The 20,370-nt window shown below is 70.8% G+C and carries 19 protein-coding genes, 1 pseudogene and 1 riboswitch; of the genes and pseudogenes, 6 read left to right on the top strand and 14 right to left on the bottom strand.

Annotated elements, in window-relative coordinates; genetic code table 11:
* Positions 1-269: 269 nt before the first annotated feature.
* Positions 270-722: a hypothetical protein gene (locus EGX94_RS01455; RefSeq protein ID WP_021798172.1), complete on the top strand. Its 453-nt coding sequence runs from the start codon at positions 270-272 to the stop codon at positions 720-722.
* Positions 723-1,406: 684 nt separating this feature from the next.
* Positions 1,407-2,006 carry a 3'-5' exonuclease gene (locus EGX94_RS14150; RefSeq protein WP_051383836.1) on the top strand — a complete coding sequence of 200 codons (600 nt, stop codon included), beginning with the start codon at positions 1,407-1,409 and terminating at the stop codon, positions 2,004-2,006.
* A 373-nt stretch (positions 2,007-2,379) separates the two neighbouring features.
* Here the strand turns inward: EGX94_RS14150 and EGX94_RS01465 are convergent, their stop codons facing one another.
* The 3 genes from EGX94_RS01465 to EGX94_RS01475 form a co-directional block, all read right to left on the bottom strand.
* Entirely contained in the window at positions 2,380-2,643 is a 264-nt protein-coding gene (locus tag EGX94_RS01465; RefSeq protein ID WP_123825803.1) for a hypothetical protein, read from the bottom strand.
* A 141-nt stretch (positions 2,644-2,784) separates the two neighbouring features.
* The gene (locus tag EGX94_RS01470; RefSeq protein ID WP_081707440.1) at positions 2,785-3,852 is read right to left on the bottom strand and encodes an IS630 family transposase; all 1,068 of its coding nucleotides are present in this window, start codon (positions 3,850-3,852) and stop codon (positions 2,785-2,787) included.
* Entirely contained in the window at positions 3,813-4,559 is a 747-nt protein-coding gene (locus EGX94_RS01475) for an AlbA family DNA-binding domain-containing protein (protein ID WP_123825805.1), read from the bottom strand. The genes EGX94_RS01470 and EGX94_RS01475 overlap by 40 nt, the downstream gene beginning before the upstream one ends.
* A 454-nt stretch (positions 4,560-5,013) precedes the next feature.
* Here EGX94_RS01475 and EGX94_RS01485 point away from each other — a divergent pair, with 454 nt between their 5' ends.
* The 4 genes from EGX94_RS01485 to EGX94_RS01500 are packed head-to-tail and all read left to right on the top strand — an operon-like array spanning position 5,014 to position 8,458.
* Positions 5,014-5,769, top strand: a complete 756-nt coding sequence (locus EGX94_RS01485) for a cobalt-precorrin-6A reductase (protein ID WP_123825807.1) — start codon at positions 5,014-5,016, stop codon at positions 5,767-5,769.
* A gap of 57 nt (positions 5,770-5,826) precedes the next feature.
* Positions 5,827-6,438 carry a precorrin-6Y C5,15-methyltransferase (decarboxylating) subunit CbiT gene (cbiT, locus tag EGX94_RS01490; RefSeq protein WP_021796101.1) on the top strand — a complete coding sequence of 204 codons (612 nt, stop codon included), beginning with the start codon at positions 5,827-5,829 and terminating at the stop codon, positions 6,436-6,438.
* Entirely contained in the window at positions 6,435-7,085 is a 651-nt protein-coding gene (locus tag EGX94_RS01495) for a precorrin-8X methylmutase (protein ID WP_021796104.1), read from the top strand. Before cbiT ends, EGX94_RS01495 begins: the two co-directional genes overlap by 4 nt.
* Positions 7,085-8,458 carry a cobalt-precorrin-5B (C(1))-methyltransferase gene (locus EGX94_RS01500; RefSeq protein WP_123825809.1) on the top strand — a complete coding sequence of 458 codons (1,374 nt, stop codon included), beginning with the start codon at positions 7,085-7,087 and terminating at the stop codon, positions 8,456-8,458. Before EGX94_RS01495 ends, EGX94_RS01500 begins: the two co-directional genes overlap by 1 nt.
* Positions 8,459-8,836: 378 nt before the next feature.
* Here EGX94_RS01500 and EGX94_RS01505 read toward each other — a convergent pair whose 3' ends face one another.
* From EGX94_RS01505 to rph, 11 genes and pseudogenes are all read right to left on the bottom strand, one after another.
* On the bottom strand, positions 8,837-9,148 hold the full coding sequence (locus tag EGX94_RS01505; RefSeq protein ID WP_021797318.1) for a helix-turn-helix domain-containing protein: 312 nt from the start codon (positions 9,146-9,148) through the stop codon (positions 8,837-8,839).
* Positions 9,145-9,510 carry a type II toxin-antitoxin system RelE/ParE family toxin gene (locus EGX94_RS14210; protein WP_043121230.1) on the bottom strand — a complete coding sequence of 122 codons (366 nt, stop codon included), beginning with the start codon at positions 9,508-9,510 and terminating at the stop codon, positions 9,145-9,147. The genes EGX94_RS01505 and EGX94_RS14210 overlap by 4 nt, the downstream gene beginning before the upstream one ends.
* A gap of 312 nt (positions 9,511-9,822) precedes the next feature.
* On the bottom strand, positions 9,823-11,067 hold the full coding sequence (locus tag EGX94_RS01515) for a CbiX/SirB N-terminal domain-containing protein (protein ID WP_021797324.1): 1,245 nt from the start codon (positions 11,065-11,067) through the stop codon (positions 9,823-9,825).
* A gap of 2 nt (positions 11,068-11,069) precedes the next feature.
* Complete coding sequence (cobJ, locus tag EGX94_RS01520; RefSeq protein ID WP_021797323.1) at positions 11,070-13,646, bottom strand: precorrin-3B C(17)-methyltransferase; 2,577 nt, start codon at positions 13,644-13,646, stop codon at positions 11,070-11,072.
* Positions 13,643-14,650: a precorrin-4 C(11)-methyltransferase gene (cobM, locus tag EGX94_RS01525; protein ID WP_021797320.1), complete on the bottom strand. Its 1,008-nt coding sequence runs from the start codon at positions 14,648-14,650 to the stop codon at positions 13,643-13,645. The genes cobJ and cobM overlap by 4 nt, the downstream gene beginning before the upstream one ends.
* Positions 14,647-15,444 (bottom strand): precorrin-2 C(20)-methyltransferase, encoded by a 798-nt coding sequence (gene cobI, locus EGX94_RS01530; protein ID WP_377173231.1) that lies wholly within the window; start codon positions 15,442-15,444, stop codon positions 14,647-14,649. The genes cobM and cobI overlap by 4 nt, the downstream gene beginning before the upstream one ends.
* Positions 15,445-15,473: 29 nt before the next feature.
* Positions 15,474-15,603, bottom strand: a riboswitch (cobalamin riboswitch).
* A gap of 121 nt (positions 15,604-15,724) precedes the next feature.
* Complete coding sequence (locus EGX94_RS01535; RefSeq protein WP_081660729.1) at positions 15,725-17,191, bottom strand: DNA polymerase IV; 1,467 nt, start codon at positions 17,189-17,191, stop codon at positions 15,725-15,727.
* Positions 17,192-17,194: 3 nt separating this feature from the next.
* Positions 17,195-17,764, bottom strand: a complete 570-nt coding sequence (locus tag EGX94_RS01540) for a dihydrofolate reductase (RefSeq protein WP_021797370.1) — start codon at positions 17,762-17,764, stop codon at positions 17,195-17,197.
* Positions 17,761-18,573: a thymidylate synthase gene (locus EGX94_RS01545; RefSeq protein ID WP_021797368.1), complete on the bottom strand. Its 813-nt coding sequence runs from the start codon at positions 18,571-18,573 to the stop codon at positions 17,761-17,763. Before EGX94_RS01545 ends, EGX94_RS01540 begins: the two co-directional genes overlap by 4 nt.
* Positions 18,574-18,906: 333 nt before the next feature.
* Positions 18,907-19,527: pseudogene (rdgB, locus tag EGX94_RS01550) on the bottom strand (RdgB/HAM1 family non-canonical purine NTP pyrophosphatase); the annotation flags it as partial.
* The gene (gene rph, locus EGX94_RS01555) at positions 19,524-20,285 is read right to left on the bottom strand and encodes a ribonuclease PH (protein WP_021797365.1); all 762 of its coding nucleotides are present in this window, start codon (positions 20,283-20,285) and stop codon (positions 19,524-19,526) included. The gene rph and the pseudogene rdgB, both read right to left, overlap by 4 nt.
* Positions 20,286-20,370: the final 85 nt, after the last annotated feature.

Raw genomic sequence — 20,370 nt, forward strand, 5'->3', positions numbered from 1 at the left:
CTCATCCACAGAAGCTTGATCAAGAGAGCCGCCCAACCGGAGCCTCCTCAGCGGAGGCTATGAACAAGCCTTCCCATGCAGATCACAGAATCAGCCCATAAAGTCGAGTGCTAGGGTGCGGCTGCGCACGTTGCCTGCCCTCACCCCCGTCCAAGGCGGCCGCGGCGAGTTGGGAGCGCTAAGTCATCGTTCGACACCGTGCTCTCATCGCGCACCAGCTCCAGTGATTCCTGCCGAGATGCAGGGACCGCAAGACCAACGGGGGAAGCATGAAGATCAATCGGATCGCCATCGCAGGAGTCGTTCTCGCCCTGGGGGTCGGATGCCTCACCTCCTGCAGCAGCGGGAGCTCGTCCACGACGGCACCGGCCAGCAGCACGACCATCGAGGCCCCGAAACCCGCCGACCTGAACGGCGACTGGGAGCAGCGCGACGAAGGAACAGATGACACCCACTACGCAGCCACAATCGTCAACGACACCGTGACCGTCAACTACACCGGCGACGTGACCGGCCTGTTCTGGCAGGGGAGCTACGAGGCGCCCACCGAGGCCGGTGACTACACATGGACGAGCCAGGGAGACACGGAAGCCATGAGTCAGTCGATCCTTGCCTCGACTGACTCGACGAAGGACTTCACCTACTCGGCATCTGACGATGAGCTCAGTTTCAAGATCGAGTGGCAGGGAGCTACGGCCATAATCCACATGAGCAGGAAGTGACCCCATCGGGCCCAACAGCCCGTTTCGAGCCGTCGCGCCGCATCCGGGCGCTTGAACCATAGGAAAGCCATGTCATTGAGCGAATTCTTCAGCAGACTCTTCAGGAGCGGTGGCCCCGGGTCCGCGCCAACCGCACGATCCTTCGCACCATCCGCCCCCCGACAGTCGAGCGCCGCACCACCGCGGATTCACAGGGTGCAGCCCGCGTACGAACCCATCACGCCCATCACACCACCAGGCCTCACGACCCCGAGCATGCCGAGGTACAGGGGGAGGAACATCTGCGACTGGGATGACACCGTGGTCTCCCTGAAACGGACGGGGGACCTGGAGGGGGCCCTCACCATCGCCACAGGATGCATGAAGGCCATGCAGAATGCCGCGTTGCGCAATCCTGACAACGCCATGGAGCACTACGTCATCGAAGTGTGCAAGATCCAGCACAAGATGCATTCCTACGATGCCGAGATCTCCACCATCGAGGCCTGGCTGGGCCTCAACATCACAGCGCCGCGGGAGGACCAGCGGCTGAACCTGAGGAAGCGTCTCGCCAAGGCCCGCGAGTGCTCGGCCCGGGAGCACGGCCTGGACCCCTCTCCCCACAAGGAGGAATGGCATGCCTTCGTCGAACAGGAGAAAGCGGCCAAGAGGGCCGAGCAGGAGAGGACAAGCAGCCAGCAGAGCATGAACAGCGGAGCCATGAGCACGAGCCAGCGCAGACCCTCATTGATTCCCAGCATGGATGAACTCATGCTCCCGGAGTTCGTGGCGGTGGACTTCGAGACCGCGAACAACCTCGACGCATCAGCCTGCCAGATCGCCCTCGTCAAGTTCTCCACGGGAAATCCTGTCGAAAGACTTGCAACACTCATCAAACCACCTCGTGGACTGGATAAGTTCCAGTTCACATATATTCATGGAATAACGAGCAGCGACGTCAGGAATGCCCCGATGTGGCCAGATGTGGCCCCCTATGCAGCATCCTTCGTCGGGAATCGCCCCGTGTACGCACACAATGCCTCGTTCGACTCGCGAGTCTGGCGCTCCCTGGACTCGTTCTTCGGAACAGCCACCTTCCCCCAACAGTTCTTCTGCAGTTACCGACTCAGCCGGAGGCTGATCCCCGGGCTCCCCGACTACAAGCTGCCCACAGTGGTCTCGGCATGCGCACCACAGTTTCGCCTCAACCATCATGAGGCAAGTTCCGACGCGGAGGCCTGCGGCCGAATCGTCGCTGCGATCCAGTGCAGCCCAGTCCTCCGGAAGCGATTGGACAGCCGCTGAAGCGAAGGCGTCCAGCTTCGGACGGTGTGACACCACGTGAGATGATCCCGAGCCCCCTCCGATCACGCCGGGGCGCGACAAGCTCGTGGCGGGTTCGCGGCCGTCAAGTTTCACAGTCAGACCATCGAATGAACGGATGACCGAAGTCCTGCGGCACAGGATCGCCCTCCTTGAGGCCCGCTACCCTTGCGATCAGTTCCTCCCCCACCCCAAGGATGGCGGGGAACCATCAGGCCGAAGCGGGACCACAACAAGGCGATCAAGCACACACCACACAGTTGGCGACCATTCGCAGCACCATTGATCGTGAGTCCGCCGGCTGACGGGCCAGCAATTCGCACCCGGGCAGTGCTCCATTCAGAGAAGTTAATTACTACGAACCAAGACTCCCAGCATCTGGGATCCCCACGCCGAGAACAGCGGATCGCATGGGAAAATTACCTTCCAAGCCAGCAAGGACAAGCTCACGGATCGCAGCATGGATACTGCCGAATGAAGAATCACATATCGCTATGACCTTACCCGTCTCCGTTCCGCCGTGTATGTTACGAATTCTCCCGTAATCCTTCTCGACGGCATCCTCCACTTCTTTGACCATGGACTCGGGAGGCAAGTAATCAGGGATTATGACAAGCATGTGGTCAGATGGAAGAGGACGAATCATCCCGCGCAGAAATGACCTCTCATCAAAACTCCCCGAAGAGAGCAGCTCCGCCCAGATCGTGACACTCCGACCAGAATGCTCATGCACAATTTCCGCAAATCCATGGTATGGCGGTCATGAAACAAGATCGTTTTCGGTGTCGCGGGGTGGGAGGTGTTCGAAGTCGTAGTCGAAGGTGCGGCCGGTGATGTATGAGGCGAACGCGCCGAAGGTTTCTTCGGGGGTCTCGCGCTGGATGTTCGCGATGTTGTTCTTGGCCGTGTTCCAGACGTGCTCGACCGGGTTGTGGTCGGGCGCATACGGTGGCAGATGAATCGGGGTGATGCGTTTCAGCAGTTGACCGGGCTCGTAGAGACCGGTCAGCATCTTGGCGTGGTGGAACCGGGCGTTGTCGAGGACGACCGCGATCTTCTCGGTGTCGGTTTCGCGTTGAAGTCGGTCCAGCGCGAGGATTGTCTGCTCGGTGTTCTGGTTCCCCTCGATCGGATACAACTTGACCTTCTTGCTGGTCAACGAGAGAGCACCGAAGAACGACTGGGACGTCTTCTTCCGGTCCACGGACAGTTTGGTGCGCTGTCCTTTCGGGAGCCACATGCGGCGGGTCTCGGCCTCGTGCTCCAGGCGCACCTCGTCTGCCGCGTACACCTCCCAACCGGCTTCCAACAGGTCCTTGACTTGGGCTTTCACCTCGACCATGCGCCTGGTGACGGCCTGCTCGTCGCGGTGCTTGTCGAACGGGTCCGGCAGCTTGAAACTCAGGCCGCAGAACCGCAGGAGCAGCTGGTACGAAGAATCTGACTCGTACTCGACATCGAACAGGATCTTCACGACGTCACGTATCGCTGGGACGTCCCAGAACTCGGCATCAATCCCGGACTGTGAGGGCGGCTGGGCCAAGACGGCCTTGAGTTCTTCCTTCTGGGCACGGGTGAGTTTCGCCGCGTTCTGGTTCCCCGCATGCCCGGTCAGCACCGAGCACATCCTGCTGTCCCGCCAACCGGCCAGCCACTCCCGGATGGTTTTCACGCTGCGCTCAACCATTTCAGCGATGATGCTCACATCAACGCCTCGAGAAGCGTACAGGATCGCTTCTGCTTTCATCCGCACCAACACATAATTGTCCGCGCGCTTCTTCCACCTGATCAGGACGGCGGTTTCTTCCCCGGTGACCTCAACCTGCATGTCCCAATCATATCCGAAACAGCACAGGAAATCCACGAAAAATACGGTTTCGTTTCATGACGGCCATACGCGGGTAGAAGTGGGGAAAAATTCACATCCACATGGAGACTGGTGCAGACCAGAGACATCCTCTCCATGACTCTGTCCCGCAGACTCCCAGCGAGCAGGCGTCTCTGAAGCGTGCGCAGCTGACCGGGATCGGCGGGCCTCGATTCTTCGACCCCGCGCACGAACACCGTCCCCTGTCCACATCCAGCAAAATCTTTTTTGAGAGAGTAGATGGGATCGCCATCCTGGGGTGGTGCAACTTTGACGACGAGGACGTTGTGCTGCGAGTCCGGTGAAATGAAGACGGGTTCCCAACGAGGTGCTTCACGCCCCCTCCCCAAGTAGGAAGCAAGAGCCTGCTCCACCTCTTGGGTCCTGATCTCTCGTATACCATTGATTCCCTCCTCACTGGCACCCACCACCACATACGCCCAGCCATGGCAGAACCGCTGAGCCTCCTGAACGTCACGATTCGCGAATGCAAGAATTTCCTTCGCAAGTTTGAAGCGACCCTCCGCTCTCTTCAGGTCCAGTACAGACTTCCACTCCAGCCACGATCGCTCGCCCTCAGAATCGCCCGCCTCGCCAATGGCGTTGACGAGGTCCTCAAGAACCTCGACTTTCCCGGGCAATCTGTTCGGATCGAAGTCAACAGCCATGCAAAAATGATACACGATCGTCGGCTCTTCCCGGTTGACGGTGAGTACGGAGCCGACGAGCCAGCGGCGCCGTGCCATGGAAATGGAGAAGACGGGACACCTCGGGCTGGCTACGACCGATCTTACGGGCGATCTCAGCCTGGGACTGGCTAGCGGCCGAAGCCTCCCGAACAGCCGCCACGAGACGAGCACGCGCCTTCCGCGTTGCCTCATCCGTCTCACGCGCAACCCGTGCGAGATCAGTCACCATGCCAGAAGTCATAACAAATACCATGATCCCTTGTGAAGAGGGAGATCGCTGGTTTTCCCGGCTCATCATGGACCTCCGGGACGGAACCACCGAGCACGCATGGACCGCATGCCGCGCACAAGCAAGAACGACAGTTCTTCCTCCACCGGCCCGGGCGCTCCCGGGCCGCTTGCCCCGCTCCCCCGCCCGCGCTTGACTTGCCGCATGGACGTGCTGATCCTCGGGGGCACGGCCCTCGCCCGCACCCTCGCCGGGCTGCTCGTCGAGCAGGGCCTCGACGTCACCACCTCGCTGGCCGGACGCACGAAGGCGCCGCGCGCCGTCCCCGGCGCGGTGCGCATCGGCGGCTTCGGCGGCCCCGACGGGCTGGCCGCCTGGCTGGTCGAGAACCGGCCGGGCTGCGTCGTCAACGCCGTCCACCCCTTCGCCGCCGCCATGAGCGCCAGCGCCGCGGCCGCCTGCCGGCGCGCCGGCACCGCCCTGGCCCGCCTCGAGGCGCCCAGCTGGCGCGCCCAGCCCGCCTCCGCCGACTGGACCTGGGTCGCCGACCACGACGAGGCCGTCCGGGCCGTCCGACGCCTGCCCGACCCGGTGCTGCTCACCATCGGCCGCCAGGAGACCGCCCACTACTTGACGCTCGGCGCCCGCGACATCACCCACCGCGTCATCGACGCCCCCGACGAGACGCTCCCCGCCGGCTGGACCCTCCTGACCCGGCGCGGCCCCTTCAGCCGCGACGGCGAGCGCGCGCTCATGGCCGACCCGGCCCACACGGTCGCCACGCTCGTCACGAAGGACTCCGGCGGCGCCCGCCTCGACCCGAAGCTCCTCGTGGCGGCCGAGATCGGCGCCGCCGTCGTCATGGTCTCGCGTCCACCGGCCCCCGACTACGGGGATCGCGTGAGCACCCCGCAGCAGGCCGCCGAATGGGTCGCCGCCCGCCTGCATGCCGACAGCTGAGAGGCCCCGCCGCTTCCCGACCGGTCAGGACGCCCCGGCCGGGATAGTCTGGCGGGCGTGACCACCGACCGCAACGCCACCGGGCTCGGCCGCACCCCGGGCCTGCCCGAGGAGCACTTCGTCCACGACGGGCTCATCACCAAGCACCCCGTGCGCGCCGTCGCGCTCGCGGCGCTGCGGCCCGCCCCCGGCGAGCTGCTGTGGGATCTCGGCACCGGCGCCGGCTCGATCGCCGTCGACTGGTGCCGCACCGACCCGGCCTGCCGGGCCGTCGGCGTCGAGCGCCGACCCGAACGCGCAGCCAACGCCCGCGCCAACGCCGACAATCTCACCCTCCCCGGCCAGTTCGAGGTGCGCGAGGGCCCGATCGACGAGCTCATCGACGCCCTGCCCGCCCCCGACGCCGTCTTCATCGGCGGCGGCCTCACCGCCCGGCTCGCCGAGCGGTGCATGGAGGTGCTGCCGCCGGGCGGACGCCTCGTCGTCCACGCCGTGACGATGGAGGCCGAGGTCGTCATCGCCGACCTGCACGGCGCCCACGGCGGCGAGCTGTTCCGCCTGGGCATCGAGACCGCCGACCGCATCGGCCGCCTGCGTGGCTGGCGGCCCGCCCGCACCATCACCTGCTGGAACTGGACCCGGCAGGCCGACCGAGCAGGAGAACAATGAGCGACTACCTCAACAACGGCTCGGACATCTACGGCGAGTCCTTCCGCATCATCCGCGCCGAGGCCGACCTGAGCCGCTTCCCCGCCGACGTCGAGCCGGTCGTCGTGCGCATGATCCATGCGGCCGCGGACCCGGCCATCGCAGCCGACATCGCCTTCACGCCCGGCATCTCGGCCGGCTGCAAGACGGCCCTCGCGGACGGCGCACCGATCCTGTGCGACTCGTCGATGACCGCCTCGGGCGTCATCCGCTCGCGCCTGCCGCGCGACAACGAGGTCGTCTGCCACATCAAGGACCCCTCGCTCGCCGACGAGGCGCGCGCCAAGGGTGTCACGAAGACCCATGCCGCCGTCGACCGCTGGGCCGAGCAGGACCTGCTGGACGGCGCCGTCGTCGCCATCGGCAACGCCCCCACCGCCCTGTACCGGGTGCTCGAACTGTGCCACGCCACCGGCGCCCGCCCCGCCGGCATCATCGGCATCCCGGTGGGCTTCGTCGGTGCCCCCGAGTCGAAGCAGGCCCTCGTGGACGACGACCTCGGCCTGGAGTACATCACCCTGCTGGGCCGCCGCGGCGGCTCCGCCATCGCCGTCGCCGCGGTGAACGCCCTCGCCTCCCGGGCCGAACTCACCAACGAGCACGCCTGATGACCGATCCCGCAGAGCCCGTGCGCACCGGCCCCGGCGAACCGCCGAGGGACGTCACCGCCGCCGACTCCCCCGCCGGCCCGGGCAACGACCCGGCCCTCGCCGAGCAGGGCCGGCACGACCTGACCGGCCGCGGGCCCGACTCCGGCCGGGCGAAGCGCGGGACGAGCGGCAGCGGGCCGACGCCGTCGGACCGCGAAGCCGGGGACGGGACGACGCCGAACGGCCGCGGGTCGACCGGCCGCGGGCAGACCAGTCGCGGCACGGGACGCGAGGCCCAGCTCGACCGCTCGGGGCTGCGTCCCGGCTGGACGACCGGGGCCTGCGCGGCCGCCGCCGGCCGGGCCGCCTGGACGGCGCTGCTCACCGGCGTCTTCCCCGACCCCGTCGAGATCGACCTGCCGCACGGGCGCCGACCGGCCTTCGCCCTCACCCAGGAGCAGCTGGGCGAGGGCTGGACGATGGCCGCCGTCACCAAGAACGCCGGTGACGACCCCGACGTCACCCAGGGCGCCGTCGTCCGCGCCACGCTGCGCCGCGGCGAACCGGGCAGCGGCATCGTCTTCCGCGCCGGCGAGGGCGTCGGCGCCGTCACCCGGGCGGGCCTTCCACTGGCGATCGGGGAGCCGGCCATCAACCCGGTGCCGCGGCACTACATCGCCGCGAACATCGCCGCCGCCGACCGCGAGGCAGGCGGCAGCGGCGAACCCGACGTACTCGTCACCGTGTCGATCGACGACGGAGAGACGATCGCCCGGCGCACCTGGAACCCGCGCATCGGCATCCTCGGCGGGCTGTCGGTGCTCGGCACCACCGGCGTCGTCGTGCCCTACTCGTGCGCCGCCTGGATCGCCAGCATCCACGAAGGCATCGACGTGGCCCGGGCGACCGGGGTGCAGCACGCCGCGGGCACCACCGGGTCGTCGTCCACGGCGACGGTCGAGAGGCTCTACCCCGGCATCGAACTGCTCGACATGGGCGACTTCGCCGGGGCCGTCCTCAAGTACTTGCACGACCACCCCATCGCGCGGATCACCCTGTGCGGAGGCTTCGCGAAGATGTCGAAGCTCGCCAACGGCTACCTCGACCTGCACTCGCACCGCACCCAGGTCGACCACGAGCACCTCGCCGAGCTCGCCGCCCGCGCCGGAGCCGGACCGGAGCTCGTCGACCGGGTGCGCCAGTCCCCCACCGCCGCCGGGGCGCAGGCCCTCTGCGCGGAAGCCGGTGTGCCCCTCGGCGACGCAGTCGCCGCCGCCGCCAAGGCCGAGGCGCAGGCCGTCATCGACAACCCCCGGGTCGACGTGCAGGTCATCTGCACCGACCGCGGGGGCGCCGTCGTCGGACGCGCCGGCTTCACCGGAACCGACTGAGGCGAGAAGCAGGCAGAACCACCTCCGGCAACGGCCCGCCGCGCCACAGCCGTCCCCGAACGCAACCCACAGCAACCACCCGCGGATGACGCACACCTGACGCACCACAGCCGCAGAAAGGGACGCCGATCAGCCACCCAACCCGACAGACCAACCGAACACCAGCACGGCCCGGCGCGCCACGGCCGTCCCCGAACGCAACCCACAGGAACCACCCGCGGATGACGCACGCCAGAGGCACCACAACCGCAGAAAGGGACGCAGAACCGACCGGGAGAGCCGATCGGCGAAGGCCACAGCCGCGGGGCGGGCCCGAGCCCGGGCCCCCGGGCTCCGCTCAGACGCCCTGCAGGGCGCGCAGCAGCTCCTCGCGCACCTTCACGCTGCGACGTGGATGCTGAGAGTCCCGCCCAGAGCGTGAGCGATGCGTGCGAGCATGATGCCACCAGGAGCCTGAGCACCGCTCTCAATGGCGGAGATGACCGCCTGACGAGTATGAGCCCTTCGAGCGAGCTCAGTCTGAGACAGCCCGGCTGCTGTGCGCGCGTTGTAGACCAATTCAGCGAGTTGCAGCCGCGCCTCGGCTTCGATCGACGCGGCGTCGTACTCGGCTCGCTCCGCCTCGGTCATGGCGGCCAGAGATTCCTCCCGGACCTGCTCCCACGAGGTCGTCGCAGCGCTGGTGCTCATCGTCCCCCTCCCCTCTTCTTGGTGGCATCCTTCCTGGTGGCATCCGCCGCTTGGCGCGCTGCCTGCGCCCGCCTGGCCCGCAGGATCTCACCACGCTCGTTCTGACGCTGCTTTCGGAACGCTGTCAAGGTCACCGCCCTACGATCCAGCTCGAAGACGTACGTGATGCGCTGACTGACGTTTTCGCATGCGAACCGCAGCTCGTACAACCCACCGCCCAATGAGCGGGAATGCGGCATGCGCCGCATGTTTCCCTGAGAGGCCAACCGCTCAAGAATCCGGTCTGCCGTTGCCCTCCCCGCTGGGCTCAGACCCAGGTACCAAGAGCGCACCTCGTCGGAGAACTCAACGGTCCACCTCATGCAGAACAAGTATACCCTTGAGAAGATATCATGTCAATAGGATATCCGATGCTCTGGTCATCGAGGCTTATTCACAGGAGTCGTCCACAGGAGCGTTCTCCCTTGTCAGGTTTTCCTCCTGCGTGCTGTGAACAAACTTCATCGTCGTGCACCGCTACGCGTGGTGGATCTTCTGGAGGCAACAGCTGAAACCGCCAAAAAAGGGGCGGGCCCTGGCCCGGGCCCGCCCCGTGCTGTTCGGCGTGCGGTCAGCCGCCCAGACAACCGCAGAACACGGCCGAGCTGCGGGACGGGGCCCGCCCCGGGCCCCGCTCAGACGCCCTGCAGGGCGCGCAGCAGCTCCTCGCGCACCTTCACGCTGCGGCGCGGGTTGCGGTCGCCGACGACGGCGACGGAGATGCCGCCCGCCTGCTCGGTCGCGGGGGTGTAGGCGCTGCCCCCGGTGGCGCGGTCGGAGCGGACGCAGAAGATGTGCCGCGCCTCGGCCGCCTCGGCGACCTGCCGGTTCACCGCGGCGTCATTGGCCGCCGCCACGACGTACCAGGCGTCGTCCACGTCGGACGGCCGGAAGCCGCGCCCGACGAGCTCGACCTGACCGCGGGCCGCCAAGCCCGAGACCTTGATGCCGGCGCTCGGTGCGACGACGCGCACCCTGGCTCCGGCCTCCAGCAGCTGCGGGATGCGGCGCTCGGCCACATGACCGGCGCCCACCACGAGCACCCGACGGCCCTGTAGCCGCAGGCCGGACAGGTACACCGGGGCCCCCTGACCGGCCCCCTCGGAGCCGAGCCGGCGGCGGTAGCGGTCGATCACGACATCGGCGATCTCGTCGCAGTCGTCGATGACGTGCGCGATGCGCACCTCGACTCCGGGGTGGGACTCGACCCAGGCGCCCACCTGCTCGGCCAGCCATTCCGACAGCTTGCCGGTGAACAGGAAGACGGGCGCCACGACGATGCGGGTGAGTCCGGACGCGGCCGCCGCCGACAGGGCGTCGGGCACGCTCGGTCGGTTCACCTGGATGAAGGCGGGCAGCACCTGCCGCAGGCCCATCTCGTCCCACACCAGACGCGCGATGCGGTAGTGCTCGGCGTTGGCGTCGGGCACGAGGGCGCCGCGGCCCACGAGCACGACGGCCGTGTCGCCGGGTCGCCAGGCCTCGCCGCCGGCGGGGGTCAGGGCCTCGTCGATGCGGCGCTGCAGGGCGAAGCGGACGCGCGGGTCGGGCATGAGCGGGCCGGCGTAGGCCACGCGGGCGTCGCCGCGGCCGGCCTCGATGGCGTCGGGGATGTCGGCGCGGACGTGGCCGCCGGTGTGCAGCAGCAGCGGCACGACGACGGCGTCCGGGTCCTCGCCGCCGGCCTGGGGCGGCACCGCCTCGAGGGCGTCGCCGACGGCGGCGGCGATGTCGGGCTCGGCGAGCTCGACGAAGCCGATGCCGACGTGCACGTCGGGCAGCCGGCCGGCGACGCGGTCGACGAGCGCCCGGCAGCTGGCCAGGCCCTCGGCCTGGCGGGTGCCGTGGGCGGCGACGACGAGCGGGGGTTGACGGGTCATTGTCACTTCTCCTCGGTCCGGCCCCGGTATTCGGCGCGCGACATCCTCGGACGGTCCTGGTGGCGGTAGTTGAGGCGGTTCTCGCCGCTCACCCGCCCCTCCATCCAGTGGTAGTCGCGCGGGGTGACGATCATCCGTCGACCGTCACCGCTGGTGACGAACCTGGTGGTGTCGGAGCCGACGATCACCATCGTGTTCATGTCCACCCACTCCGGCCTGAACTCGGCCAGCGTCGACATCGTCACCTTCTGTTGGGGCCGCTCGGCCTGCGCGACGCAGGCGACCGGGGTGTCCGGCCCGCGGTGCTGCGCGATGATCGCCAGCGCGTCGGGCAGGTGGTGGGTGCGCGTGCGCGAGCGCGGGTTGTAGAAGGTGATGACGAAGTCGCCCTCGGCGGCGGCGCGCACCCGCTTGCAGATGAGCTCCCAGTCGGTGTGCAGGTCCGACAGGCTGATCGTCGCGTGGTCGTGGCCCAGCGGGGCGCCCAGGATGCCCGAGACGGCCAGCTCGGCGGTGACGCCCGGGACGATGTCGACGTCGATGCCGTCGGTGCCCATCTCGAGGGTCGGGCTGGCCATGGCGTAGATCGCCGGGTCGCCGCCGCAGACGAAGGCGACGTCGAGGCCGCGGCGGGCGGCGTCGATGGCCGCAGCGGTGCGCTGCTCCTCGGTGCCCATCCTCGTGGCCAGGACGTCGGCGTTCGGGCTCACCAGGTCGCGGATCTGGCGCACGTACGGGCCGTAGCCGACCACCAGGTTCGCGTTCCGCACCGCGTCGCGCGCCCTCGGGGTGAGCAGATCGCGGGAGCCCGGGCCCAGGCCGACGACGTGCAGCACGCCGCGGGCCGGGATGCGTCCGAGGGCGCAGGTCGCGTTGCGGCTCTTGCGCTTGGGCACGACGAGCCGCGCCCCGGCGGCCAGCACAGAGGCCTCGGACACCGAGCCGGTGCCGACCTCGGCCCGCACGACCTCGGAGACGGTCGGGGCGTCCTGGGCGTCGAGGGTCGCGGCGTCGAAGACCCGGTAGGGGACGCCGAGCTCGGCGGCCAGCCGGATGAGGCCCCTCTCGCCCACCTTGACGTCGGCGCTGCACAGGGCGGCGACCGACTCGACGGCCAGGCCGGCGTCGGCGAGGGTCTCCTCGAGCAGGCCGCGCAGCTCCTCGACGTCGGTGCCCCTGTTGCAGCCCATGCCCACGACGAGGCTGTCGGGCCGCAGGACGACGGTGGGCAGCCCGGAGGCGGGCACCTCGAGCCCGTCGGTCACGACGACGCGGGCCACGGCCGGCGGCCTGCCGTCGGCCCCCTCCGGACCGTCGGAGGCGTCGAGGCCGTCAGCGGCGGCGGGCGCCTCGCGGGGGCCGGTGACGCGCACGGTGTCGGGCAGCGGCGGCACCCGCCACAGGCGCTCGCGCACCCAGTCGACCGGCCTGCCCTCGAGGAGGGCGCCGGTGACGGCCGCCACGTCGCCGCTGACGGCCCAGCCGAGCTGGTCGAGGGCCGGCAGGCCGAGCGAGTCGGTGGCGGTGGAGACGACGGCGGTGGCGCCGATCCCGTCGGCGATCCGGCGGGCCAGCTCGTTGGCCCCGCCGATGTGCCCGCCGACCAGCGGGATCGCGAACCGGCCCGCCTCGTCCACGACGACGACGCCCGGGTCGGTCCGCTTGTCGGCCAGGAACGGGGCGATCATGCGGGCCGTGGCGCCGAGGGCCAGGTGCGAGACGATGAGATCGCACTCGCCCCACGCGGCGGCCAGCCCGGCCGCCGCGCCGCCGACGTAGCGCTTCGACACGACGGACAGGGCCTCGTCGATGCGGTCGGCGTTCGCGCGGGCGCGTCCGGTCGTGCAGACCTGGCCGATGATCGGCTCGCGGTCCGAGCCGTCGGCGGCCCGGTTCCGACCGGGGCGCTGCTCGTCGTCGGCGGGCTCGGCGGCGTCGCCGGCGATCTCCGGGGTCACGCCGAGCACGGCCGCCTCGTCGGGGCGGTGGTCGAGCACGAGCACGACGTGCAGGCCGGGCACCTCGCCGGCGCCGAGGGCGAGGGCCCGGTCCTCGCTGAGGACGTCGACCCGCTCGTCGGGCTCGCCCATGCGGGCGGCCACGACGTAGGTCTTGCCGGCCCCGCGCAGGGCCTCGGCGATCTCGCGCACGCCGCGGCCGGGGGCGGTGAGGACGGCGACCTTCGGATGGTTCCGGGCCACGCGCACGGCGGCGTCGATGCCGCGGGAGTGGGCGTTGACGATCTGGGCGTCGTCCCAGGGCACGGCGACGGCGGCGAAGGCGGCCTGCACGCTCGTGATCTCGGGGACGACCTCGACGGCCAGCCCCGCAGCGCGCAGGCGGCGCACGACGCCGAAGAACAGCGGGTCGCCCGAGGCCACGACGACGACCCGGGCGTCGCCGGGCAGGGCCCTCATGGCCTCGACGGCCGGCCCGATGGGGCCCAGCACCAGGCGCCTGTCCTCGGGCACCGCCAAGGCGTCGAGATGGCGGCGCCCGCCGACGACCAGGTCGGCGGCGGCGGCCTCGCGGCGCAGCCGCTCGTCGATGCGGCCGAGGTATCCGTGGACGCGGATCATGCCTTCTCCTCCGTCATCCCGCCCCGGGTCCCGTCGGGGGCGTCGTCTCCGGACCCGGCGTCACCGGGAACGGCGTCGTCGAGGGCGCGGGCGCCGTGGGCGCGCAGCTCCTGCCGGGCCCGCGCGTCGGCGGCGCGGTACCCGTGGCGGAAGCCGGGGTGGTACAGGTGGCTGCGCGCGGTGATGGGCCCCTCGGCGAGGGCGGGGCCGACGAGCACGATGGTGTGCTTCCACAGCCGGTGGGCCCGCATCGTCTCGGACAGCCGGGACAGCTCGCAGCGGAACATCATCTCCTGCGGCCAGGTCACCGAGTAGCCGATGATGCACGGGGTGCCGGGCGGGTAGCCGCCGGCGAGGAGGGCGTCCTGGAGGGCGCGGTGGCGGGCCGCCGACAGGTAGACGGCCATGGTGGCGCCGTGCGCGGCGAACGAGGCGATGGTCTCCCCGTCCGGCATCGGGGTGCGGCCCCCCTCCAGGCGGGTGATGACGAGCGACTGGCTGACCTCGGGCACGGTGATCTCGACGTCCATGCGGGCGGCGGTGGCGCTGAAGGCCGAGATGCCCGGCACGGTCTCGACGTCGACGCCGAGGCGCCGACACAGGTCGCGCTGCTCGGCGGTGGCCCCGTAGAGGGACGGGTCGCCGGTGTGCACGCGGGCCACGAGGAGGTGCTCGTCGCGGGCGCGGGTGTACAGCGGGACGAGGTCCTCCAAGGGGATCGACGCGGAGTCGACGAGCTCGGCGTCCGGCCGGCGGTTCGCCACCATGTCGGGGTGGACGAGGCTGGACGCCCAGATGACGATGTCGGCCTCGGCGATGACGCGGGCGCCGCGCACGCTCACCAGGTCGGGGGCGCCGGGGCCCGCCCCGACGAAGACGACGAGGCCGCGCGGGCGGTCGTGCCCGGGGGCGGGGACCGGCGGCGCGTCGATCCGCGCATGGTCGATCGCGTCGACGTCGGGCTCGTCGTCCGCGGGCTCGGCTCCTGCGGGCCGCTCGCTCATATCCGGCCTCCTGTGATGGTGCGCTCGGGCGTCGTGAGGACGGCCGAGAAGTAGGGCAGCGTCTCGTCGGCGTCGATCTCGTCGAGGTCGACGAGCCGCTGGTCGGGCAGGGAGACGTCGGTGCCGATGACCGCCCGGCGGCCGCGCTCGCGCAGGGCCCGCAGCACCTCGGGCAGCGTGCGTCCTCCCTTGTAGATGGCGGCCGAATCGGCGACGTCGAGCAGCCGCCCGAGCCTGTCGGGCCCGACGGTGGCCGGCACGAGGGCGAGGATCTCGCGGCCCTCGGCCAGCGGGGTGGTGCTCGCGGCGGCCAGGGCCTGCATGGCGGTGATGCCGGGCACGAGCTCGTAGTCGACGTCGGGCATGCGCCGGGCGAGCGTGGCGCGCAGATAGCTGAAGGTGGAGAAGACGGCCGGGTCGCCGACGGTGGCGAAGGCGACGGTGCGGCAGCCGGACCCGAAGGCCTCGACGGCGGCGTCGGCGCTGGCCCGCCAGCTGTCGGCGCGGCGGGCGCCGACGCCGCGGCGCTGGGCCATCGAGAAGGGGATGCGCCTGATGCGGGCCGCGCCGTCGGGGACGACGTCGGCGATGATCCGCTCGGCGCGCCCGGGGCCGTCGGCGGAGGCCTCGGTGGCGGGGACGAGGATGACGCCGGCCGTCCGCAGCACCCTCGCCGCCTTGAAGGTGACCAGTTCGGGATCGCCGGGGCCCACCCCGACCCCGATGAAGCGCCGCCGGCCGCCGCCGCGACCGGGGCCGCCGGATCCGATGTCGGGGCGCGCGCTCTCGCTCACATGGCCTCCTCAGGTGCCTCGCCCAATGGTTCTCGCCGTGCAGCGCCGCGAGTGTCTGGCTGACCGGCCGGAGCCGGATCACAGTGGCGGGACCGCTCCGGACCACCGGCTCGGCCGGGCACCGGATTCCTCGTCGGAACTGCACTGCACAGTGTGTCACACGCCCGAAGCCCCCGCCCCCAGCCTCGGGCGCCGCAGGGCCCCGCGCGGCGGACCGGCGGCGGGCCGGCACGGCCCCGCGGCCCGGGCCCGCGACGGCCGGGCGCCCTCGGACGGCAGGTCAGTTGTGAACCGTGCGGGCGCTCTCCCCGGGCGACGGCCGGGCGTCCTCGGACGGCACCCGCGCGGCGCCCAGGTCGCGCATCCGGCGCGCCCAGCCCGGCCCGTGCCCGTCGTCCTCGTCGTCCTCGGGCACAGCGGCCGCCAGCGGGAGGAGCCCGGCGCGGTGCAGCAGGGGGTCGTCGGCGCGCAGGGAGCGGACCGGGCCGACGGGCCCGCCGCGGTGCTCGAAGCGCACCGTCACGATGCCGTGCCCCGAGCCCCACACCCAGCCGCGGCCCCATTCGTCGTGCTCGACGTCCATGCCGGGCGGGAAGCCGGCTTCCGGATGGCGCACCGTGACCGACGGGGCCGCCTCGTCGTGGCGCACGAGCCGGCCGGCGGCCGGCTCCGCGTCGTCGACCTCGAAGAGCTCCTCCTGGGCGGCCTGCGTGAAGTTCGAGACGCCCACGCCGAGGAGCCGTACGCCGCCGCGGGGGTCGATCGCCCCGGCCAGGCCCTGGGCGACGGCGGCGATGCGCTCGGGATGGTCGGTGGCGCCGAGCAGGGTGCGTGAGCGGCTCACCGTGCTGAAGTCGGCCATGCGGGCCTTGACGGTGACGGTGCGGGCGAACAGGCCCGCCCTGGCGAGCCGGACGGCGACGAGCCTGGCGTCGGCGGCGATGACCTCGGCGACCGCGGCCGACTCGGTGATGTCCTGCTCGAAGGTGTCCTCGACCGAGATCGACTTGGCCTCCCCTCGCGGCGCCACCGGCCGGTCGTCCTGCGCGAAGGCGATGCCGTGGACGTACTCCCCCACGGCCCGGCCGAGTTCGCGGACGAGCTCGCGGGGGCTCGCCTCGCGCAGCTCGGCGACCGTGCGGATCCCGAGTCGGCTGAGCTTCTCAGTGGTGGCCGGGCCGATGCCGGGGATGGCCCGCACGCTCATCGGCGCGATGAAGTCGGGCTCCCGGCCGGGGGCGATGATGCGGCTCCCGTCGGGCTTGGCGGACTCGGAGGCGAGCTTGGCGATGAACTTGCTGGAGCCGACGCCGACCGAGGCGTGGAGGCCCTCTGTGCGCTCCGTGATCTCGCGGCGCAGGCCCTCGACGAGCGCGGCGAGCGCCTCCGGCGAGGTGTCGCGCCCGCCGGCGGCCAGGTCGACGAAGGCCTCGTCGATGCTGAGGGGCTCGACGAGGGGGCTGAGCTCGCCGAGCAGAGCCATGACGATGCGGCTGGACTCGCGGTAGGCCTCGAAGCGGGTGGCCAGGTAGGCGGCGTGCGGGGCCAGGTGCCGGGCCTGGCCGGTGCCCATGGCCGAGTGGACGCCCAGTGCGCGGGCCTCGTAGCTGGCGGTCGCGACGACCCCGCGCCCTCCGACGCCCCCGACGACGACCGGCCTTCCGGCCAGCGAGGGCTTGTCGCGCTGCTCGACGGACGCGAAGAAGGCGTCGAGGTCGAGGTGCAGCACGGAGGCGGACGCTCGCATGACTCAGCCCTTCGCGCCGTCCAGCCCGTCGTCGCCTCCGGCCTGGGGGCGGATGCGCTCGTAGCGGACGACGTCGAACCGCTCGCCGACGATGCGCTCGGTCTCGCGCCAGCGGGCCGGGTCGATCGGCGGGAAGGTGACCGCGCCGGCGGCGTCGGCGTGCACGGCGGTGATGTCGAGCTCGTCGACCCGCCCCATGGCGGCCCGGTAGACCTCGCCGCCGCCGCAGATGAAGACCTTCTCGCGGTCGAGGCCGGCGGCGACGTCCAGGGCTTCGTCGAGGCTCGCCACGGCGATGCCGCGCGCCCCGGCCGGCGGGTCCTCCGGGAAGCGCACCGACGCCGGGTCTCGGCTGATGACGATGCTCGTGCGCCCGGCGAGCAGGCCCATGGTGCGGTGCGTGGCGTGTCCGAGGATGAGGGGGTGTCCGAACGTCGTCGCCTTGAAGCGGCGCCAGTCCTCGCGGAACCTGAAGGGCTGGTCGACGCCGTCGCCGATGACGCCGTTCGCGGCGACGAGGGCGATGGCAATGACCCGGGGAGCGGGCCCGGCGCCGCCCGAGGGCCCGCTCACACCGCCACCGGAGCCTTGATCGACGGGTACGGGTCGTAGCCGATGAGCTCGATGTCGCCCAGCTCGAAACCGTCGATGCTCGTCACCTCGGGATTGAGCCGCAGCCTCGGCAGGGGGCGCGGGGTGCGCGACAGCTGCTCGCGCACCTGCTCGACATGATTGCTGTAGACGTGCGCATCGCCCAGGGTGTGGACGAAGTCGCCGACGCGCAGCCCGCAGACCTGCGCCACCATGTGGGTGAGCAGGGCGTACGAGGCGATGTTGAAGGGCACCCCGAGGAACAGGTCGCACGAGCGCTGGTAGAGGCCGCAGCTCAACCGGGCGGGACCGTCGTCGGAGGCGGGGGCCACGTAGAACTGGAAGAGCAGATGGCACGGCGGCAACGCCATGCCCGGCACCTCGGCGACGTTCCAGGCCGAGACGACGAGGCGCCGCGAGTCGGGATTCATCCGGATCAGGTCGATCACCTGCGCCAGCTGGTCGATGGCGCCGCCGTCGTAGTCGGGCCAGCTGCGCCACTGGTGGCCGTAGATGGGGCCGAGGTCGCCGCTCTCGTCGGCCCACTCGTCCCAGATGTGGATGTCGTTCCCGTGCAGCCACGCGATGTTCGTGTCGCCGCGCAGGAACCACAGCAGCTCGCCGAAGACGCCGCGCGTGTACACCTTCTTCGTCGTGACGAGCGGGAAGCCGTCGTCGAGGTGGAAGCGCATCTGGTGACCGAAGATGCTGCGCGTGCCCGTGCCGGTGCGGTCGGAGCGGTCGACGCCGGTGGTCATGACGCGCTCGAGCAGGTCGAGGTACTGCTGCATGGGCCTCCTCGGTCTCGTGCGCCGACCAGGACCGGCGCGTCGGATTCGGTGGACGGGAACCAGGCTATGCTCCGGCGCCGACAGGACCGCCGACCACACCCCGGAGCGGACGGTTCCCCGTCCGATCCGTTCGGCTCAGGGCTCCAGCGGGGTCACGCCGCTCGTCGGCCCGGCGGCGCGGGTGGGCCGGGCCGCGGGCTGGGACTCCGGGCGCTGCACGGCGGGGATCTGGGCGGTCCACTCGCTGGCGGGCAGCGTCGGGGCCGGGCCCTCCCGGTCGGCGCCCGGCACCGTGTCCGGCTCGACGTGCAGGCCCTCGGGGACCGGCAGGCCGAGCTCGCGGGCGACAATCGGCAGCATCGCCCGCACGGCACGGCCGCGGTGGCTGATCGCGTCCTTCTCGCCGGCGGCCATCTCGGCGGCGGTGCGCAGCCGCCCCTCGGCGTCGGGCAGTTGCTCGTCGGGCACGAAGATCGGGTCGTAGCCGAAACCGCGCGAGCCCTTGGGACGGTTCGTGAGGTGGCCGGCCATCTCGCCACGGGTCGTGAACTCGCGGCCGTCGGGCATGACGAGCGCCATGACCGCGACGAACTGGGCCTGCCGGCGCCCCCGCGGGACGTCTTCGATCTGGCGCAGGACGAGCTCGAGGTTGGCGATGTCCTCCTGCTCGGGGCCGTTCCAGCGGGAGCTGCGCACGCCGGGCATGCCGCCCAGCGCGTCGACGCAGATGCCGGAGTCGTCGGCGAGCGCCGGCAGCCCCGAGTGGACCATACCCTCGCGCGCCTTGATGAGGGCGTTGCCCTCGAAGGTCCACTCGGACTCCTCGGGGTCGGGGTAGGGGTCGATGTCCTTGAGGCTCACGACCTCCAGGTCCATGCCGCAGTCGGCGATGATGCGGCGCAGCTCGGTGAGCTTCTTCGCATTGCCGGTGGCCAGGAGCACGCGCCGGGTCACAGGGCAGCCCTCCCCTCGGGGTCGGCGAGCGCCCTGGACTGGAGCCCGCTGAGCCGGGCGCAGCCGGCCTGTCCGAGGTCGAGCAGCGCGCCGAGCGTCTCCCGGCCGAAGGCGGCGCCCTCGCCGGTGCCCTGCACCTCGACGAAGTCCCCGTCGCCGGTGCACACGATGTTCATGTCGACGTCGGCGCGGGAGTCCTCGGCGTAGGCGAGGTCGGTCATCGGGACGCCGTCGACGACGCCGACGCTGATCGCCGCGACCGAGCCGGTCAGCGGCTCGCCGGCCAGCGCGCCACGGGCGCGCAGCCACTCGACGGCGTCGTGCAGGGCGACGTAGGCACCGGTGATGGAGGCGGTGCGAGTGCCGCCGTCGGCCTGGAGGACGTCGCAGTCGATGACGATCGTGTTCTCGCCGAGGGCCCGGTCGTCGAGGACGCCGCGCAGGCTGCGGCCGATGAGGCGGCTGATCTCGTGGGTGCGCCCGCCGACCCGGCCCCGCCGCGACTCGCGGTCGGAACGGGTGCTCGTGGAGCGCGGGAGCATCTCGTACTCGCTGGTCACCCAGCCGAGCCCGGAGCCCCGGCGCCAGCGCGGGACGCCTTCGGTGACCGACGCGGCGACGAGCACGCGGGTCCTGCCGCACTCGATGAGGCAGGAGCCCTCGGCATGGTCGAGCCAGCCACGGGTGATGGTCACGGGACGCAGTTCATCGAGCGCGCGGCCGTCGGCGCGCACCGTCGTCTTCACGGAGTCGGACACGAGTGCCAAGATACCCGCGCCGGGCGGCGCACCGCACCGTGTCGACCCCGGGAGGGTCGGGCAGAGCCCAGACGACCCCGGAGGG

The organism is Propionibacterium acidifaciens (assembly GCF_003798325.1).
Lineage (GTDB): Bacteria > Actinomycetota > Actinomycetes > Propionibacteriales > Propionibacteriaceae > Propionibacterium > Propionibacterium acidifaciens.

What these genes read in the sequence shown, in the direction of transcription:
- EGX94_RS01455 (WP_021798172.1), top strand. Translation starts at nt 270, where the DNA reads ATGAAGATCAATCGGATCGCCATCGCAGGAGTCGTTCTCGCCCTGGGG.
- EGX94_RS14150 (WP_051383836.1), top strand. Translation starts at nt 1,407, where the DNA reads ATGAACAGCGGAGCCATGAGCACGAGCCAGCGCAGACCCTCATTGATT.
- EGX94_RS01465 (WP_123825803.1), bottom strand. Translation starts at nt 2,643, where the DNA reads ATGCTTGTCATAATCCCTGATTACTTGCCTCCCGAGTCCATGGTCAAA.
- EGX94_RS01470 (WP_081707440.1), bottom strand. Translation starts at nt 3,852, where the DNA reads ATGCAGGTTGAGGTCACCGGGGAAGAAACCGCCGTCCTGATCAGGTGG.
- EGX94_RS01475 (WP_123825805.1), bottom strand. Translation starts at nt 4,559, where the DNA reads ATGGCTGTTGACTTCGATCCGAACAGATTGCCCGGGAAAGTCGAGGTT.
- EGX94_RS01485 (WP_123825807.1), top strand. Translation starts at nt 5,014, where the DNA reads ATGGACGTGCTGATCCTCGGGGGCACGGCCCTCGCCCGCACCCTCGCC.
- EGX94_RS01495 (WP_021796104.1), top strand. Translation starts at nt 6,435, where the DNA reads ATGAGCGACTACCTCAACAACGGCTCGGACATCTACGGCGAGTCCTTC.
- EGX94_RS01500 (WP_123825809.1), top strand. Translation starts at nt 7,085, where the DNA reads ATGACCGATCCCGCAGAGCCCGTGCGCACCGGCCCCGGCGAACCGCCG.
- EGX94_RS01505 (WP_021797318.1), bottom strand. Translation starts at nt 9,148, where the DNA reads ATGAGCACCAGCGCTGCGACGACCTCGTGGGAGCAGGTCCGGGAGGAA.
- EGX94_RS14210 (WP_043121230.1), bottom strand. Translation starts at nt 9,510, where the DNA reads ATGAGGTGGACCGTTGAGTTCTCCGACGAGGTGCGCTCTTGGTACCTG.
- EGX94_RS01515 (WP_021797324.1), bottom strand. Translation starts at nt 11,067, where the DNA reads ATGACCCGTCAACCCCCGCTCGTCGTCGCCGCCCACGGCACCCGCCAG.
- cobJ (WP_021797323.1), bottom strand. Translation starts at nt 13,646, where the DNA reads ATGATCCGCGTCCACGGATACCTCGGCCGCATCGACGAGCGGCTGCGC.
- cobM (WP_021797320.1), bottom strand. Translation starts at nt 14,650, where the DNA reads ATGAGCGAGCGGCCCGCAGGAGCCGAGCCCGCGGACGACGAGCCCGAC.
- EGX94_RS01535 (WP_081660729.1), bottom strand. Translation starts at nt 17,191, where the DNA reads ATGCGAGCGTCCGCCTCCGTGCTGCACCTCGACCTCGACGCCTTCTTC.
- EGX94_RS01545 (WP_021797368.1), bottom strand. Translation starts at nt 18,573, where the DNA reads ATGCAGCAGTACCTCGACCTGCTCGAGCGCGTCATGACCACCGGCGTC.